The sequence below is a fragment of the Noviherbaspirillum autotrophicum genome (assembly GCF_000818395.1).
Lineage (GTDB): Bacteria > Pseudomonadota > Gammaproteobacteria > Burkholderiales > Burkholderiaceae_D > Noviherbaspirillum > Noviherbaspirillum autotrophicum.
The window spans coordinates 1-3,692 of record NZ_JWJG01000015.1 but is presented as its reverse complement, the minus strand read 5'-3'; the positions used below and the strand labels follow the sequence as shown (position 1 = coordinate 3,692).

4 protein-coding genes are annotated in these 3,692 nt (G+C 62.7%); all 4 read left to right on the top strand.

Going from position 1 to position 3,692, the window contains the following annotated elements:
- Positions 1-933 (top strand): branched-chain amino acid ABC transporter permease (locus TSA66_RS01155; RefSeq protein ID WP_052451991.1); only part of this gene is annotated, 933 nt, incomplete at its 5' end.
- 28 nt (positions 934-961) lie between these two features.
- Entirely contained in the window at positions 962-2,233 is a 1,272-nt protein-coding gene (locus TSA66_RS01150; protein WP_232429372.1) for a branched-chain amino acid ABC transporter permease, read from the top strand.
- Positions 2,230-2,991, top strand: coding sequence for an ABC transporter ATP-binding protein (locus TSA66_RS01145; protein WP_040038670.1), 762 nt, complete (start codon positions 2,230-2,232; stop codon positions 2,989-2,991). The genes TSA66_RS01150 and TSA66_RS01145 overlap by 4 nt, the downstream gene beginning before the upstream one ends.
- Positions 2,988-3,692: an ABC transporter ATP-binding protein gene (locus TSA66_RS01140; protein ID WP_408639466.1), complete on the top strand. Its 705-nt coding sequence runs from the start codon at positions 2,988-2,990 to the stop codon at positions 3,690-3,692. Before TSA66_RS01145 ends, TSA66_RS01140 begins: the two co-directional genes overlap by 4 nt.

Here is a 3,692-nt window from a genome sequence, read left to right as displayed (position 1 = left end):
ATTACCCTGCTGAACGGTCTGAGCTACGGGCTGTTGCTGTTCATGCTGTCGTCGGGCCTGACGTTGATCTTCAGCATGATGGGCGTGCTCAATTTTGCCCATGCCAGCTTTTACATGCTGGGCGCCTACTTCGCCTATACCATCAGCACCAAGCTCGGCTTCTGGCCGGCGCTGTTCATCGCGCCGCTGGCCGTCGGCGCCATCGGCGCCGTGGTCGAGCGCTACGGCCTGCGCTCGGTGCACAAGTACGGCCATATCCCGGAACTGCTGTTCACCTTCGGCCTGTCGTATGTCGTGGTCGAGCTGGTGCAGCTGGTGTGGGGCAAGGCGGCCGTGCCGTACCCGATTCCCGCCGAGCTGGACGGCCCGCTGTTCACGCTGTTTTCCACCACCTTCCCGATCTACCGCGGCTTCATGATGTTGATCGCGCTGCTCATGCTGCTGTCGATCTACCTGGTGCTGACCAAGACCCGCATCGGCCTGGTGATCCAGGCGGCCTTGACGCACCCCGATATGGTCGAGGCGCTCGGGCACAACGTGCCGCGCGTGTTCATGCTGGTGTTCGGCAGCGGCTGCGCGCTGGCCGGCCTGGCCGGCGTCATCGGCGGCAATGCGTTCGTCACCGAGCCGGGCATGGCGGCCACCGTCGGCAGCATCATCTTCGTGGTGGTGGTGGTCGGCGGCATGGGCTCGCTGGTGGGCGCCTTGCTGGCCTCGCTGCTGATCGGCGTGCTGCAGACGTTCGCCGTCGCGCTCGACTACTCGTTCCTGAATCTGTTTTCGACGATGGGCATGGCGCTGGGCGCCGAGACGTTCGGCTATCCGGTATTGAAGCTCACCATTTCGCAGGTGGCGCCGATCATGCCGTATTTGCTGCTGGTGCTGATTCTGATCTTCAGGCCGCGCGGCCTGATGGGAACGCGGGAGGGTTGAGATGAGTGCCGTAACGATGAGCCATACCATGAAATACAAACCGATGAATCTCGCCCGCTGGCTGCTGTGGACCAGCTTCGCACTGATCCTGATCGTCGCTCCGCTGGTCTTCGACAAGGGCGCATCGCTGTCGGTACTGTCCACCATGGGCACCGTGATGATCTTTGGCTTGTCCTACAACATGCTGCTGGGGCAGGGCGGCATGCTGTCGTTCGGCCATGCGGTGTACTCCGGGCTGGGCGCGTTCTTCGCCATCCATGCGATGAACCTGGCCGCGGCCGGCACCATCTGGATGCCGGTCACCCTGGTGCCGCTGGTGGGCGGGCTGGCCGGCATGTTCTTCGGCGCCCTGTTCGGCTATGTGACGACCAAGAAGTCGGGCACCACGTTTGCAATGATTACGCTGGGCATCGTTGAACTGGTGTTCGCCTGCTCGCTGATGTTCCCGGAATTCTTCGGCGGCGAGGGCGGCATCACGACCAACCGCGTCTATGGCGAACCGTTCCTGGGCATCACCTTCGGGCCGCAGATCCAGGTGTATTACCTGATCGCGTTCTGGCTGTTCATCGCCACCATCGGCATGTATGCCTTCACGCAGACGCCGCTGGGGCGCATCATCAATGCCGTGCGCGACAACCCGGAACGGGTCGAGTTCATCGGCTACGACACGCAGTGGGCGCGCTACCTGACGCTGATTCTGGCAGGCTTCTTCGCCGGCATTTCCGGCGGCCTGTCGGCCATCAACTTTGAAATCGTCACCGCCGAGAATGTCAGTGCCATGCGCTCCGGCGCAATCCTGCTGTTTACCTTCATCGGCGGTGTCGGCTTCTTCTTCGGCCCGATGATCGGCGCCATCATCGGCGTGTTCCTGACCGTGCTGCTGTCGGACTTCACCAAGGCGTGGCAGCTGTATCTGGGCGTGTTCTTCATCGTCATCGTGATGTATGCGCCGGGCGGCGTGGCCAGCATCCTCATGATGAACCTGCGGCTGGTGAAGTTCGGCAAATTCAAACCCGTTGCCCCGCGCCTTCTGGCCGTGTGCGCCACGGCGGCCGTGGCCTTGCTGGGCGTGGCGGTCGCCATCGAGATGCTGTACCACCTGACGCTGGATTCGGCGAACGGCACCGAAATGAAGCTGTTCGGCTTCCTGGCCGATACCGCCCAGCCGGGCCCCTGGCTGATCGCCGCTATCCTGTTCGCCCTCGGCGCCGCCGGCTTCTGGCTGGCCAGGAAAGGCTTCATTCAAGCCTGGGGCCAGGCCAATAGCGACATTGAAGAACTGATCCGGAGACAAGCATGAGCGCCTGGTCCCTCGAACTCAAGGAAGTCCGCAAGAGCTTCGGCAAATCCGAAATCATCCGCGGCGCCAGCCTGCAAGTCGCCAAAGGCGAGCGCGTGGCCATCATCGGCCCCAACGGAGCCGGCAAATCGACCCTGTTCAACCTGATTTCCGGGCGTTTCCCGGTCACCTCGGGCGACATCCTGTTGAACGGCAACAGCATCATCGACAAGCGGCCGTTCGAAATCAATCGCGCCGGCCTGTCGCGCAGCTTCCAGATCACCAACATCTTCCACCGCCTGTCGGTGTACGAGAACCTGCGCTGCGCAGTGCTGTGGTCGCTCGGCTACAAGTACTCGTTCTGGCATCGCCTGAATGGCTTGAAGGATGCGCACGAGCGCGCCGAGCAGGTGCTGGAGCAGATTGGCCTGAAGCGCCGGCGCGACACGCTGGCCGGCTTGCTGACGTACGCGGAGCAGCGCGCGCTGGAGATCGGCATCACGATCGCCGGCGGCGCCGAAGTGATCCTGCTGGACGAACCGACGGCCGGCATGAGCCGCTCGGAGTCGGATGCGGCGGTCGAGCTGATTCGCAAGGTGACGGTCGGCAAGAGCCTGCTGATGGTGGAACACGACATGAGCGTGGTGTTCGGCCTGGCCGACAAGATTGCGGTGGTGGTGTACGGGGAAGTGATCGCGTGCGATACGCCGGTCAATATCCGCGCCAATGCCAAGGTGCAGGAAGCATATCTGGGTGGACACGCAGCGGAGGCGGCATGACGATGGCACTACTGGAAATTAGAGATCTGCACGCATATTACGGCAAGAGCCATGTGCTGCACGGCGTGGACATGCACGTGCAGGAAGGCGAAATCGTCAGCCTGTTGGGACGCAACGGCGTGGGGCGGTCGACCACGGTGAAGTCGACGATGGGGCAAGTCGCCGTGACTGGTTCGATCCGTTTCAAGGGCGAGGAGATCACCGGCCTGAAGGCGTTCGAAATCGCGCACAAGGGACTCGGCTATGTGCCGGAAAACCGCGACATCTTCCCGACGCTCACCGTCGAGCAGAATCTGCTGCTGGGCGAAAAGAAAGGGAAAAAGTCGCGCTGGAGCATCGACGACATGTACCAGATGTTCCCGCGCCTCAAGGAGCGCCAGCACACGCCGGCGGGCGTCCTGTCGGGCGGCGAACAGCAGATGCTGACCTTGTGCCGCACGCTGATGGGCGACCCGGACCTGATCATGATCGACGAGCCGACCGAGGGGCTGGCGCCGAAGATCGTCGAGCTGGTGGGCGAATACCTGAAGGAACTGAAGAACCGCGGGATATCGGTGCTGCTGGTGGAGCAGAAGCTCGACATTGCGATGAAGATCTCGCAGCGGGTGTATGTGATGGGGCACGGCTCGATCGTGTTCGAGGGCACGCCCGACGACCTGCGTGCCAACGCCGCCATCCGCAAGGAGTGGCTGGAAGTCTGA

Excerpts from the sequence above, each read along its gene's own strand:
- TSA66_RS01150 (WP_232429372.1), top strand. The coding sequence starts at position 962 with ATGAAATACAAACCGATGAATCTCGCCCGCTGGCTGCTGTGGACCAGC.
- TSA66_RS01145 (WP_040038670.1), top strand. The coding sequence starts at position 2,230 with ATGAGCGCCTGGTCCCTCGAACTCAAGGAAGTCCGCAAGAGCTTCGGC.
- TSA66_RS01140 (WP_408639466.1), top strand. The coding sequence starts at position 2,988 with ATGACGATGGCACTACTGGAAATTAGAGATCTGCACGCATATTACGGC.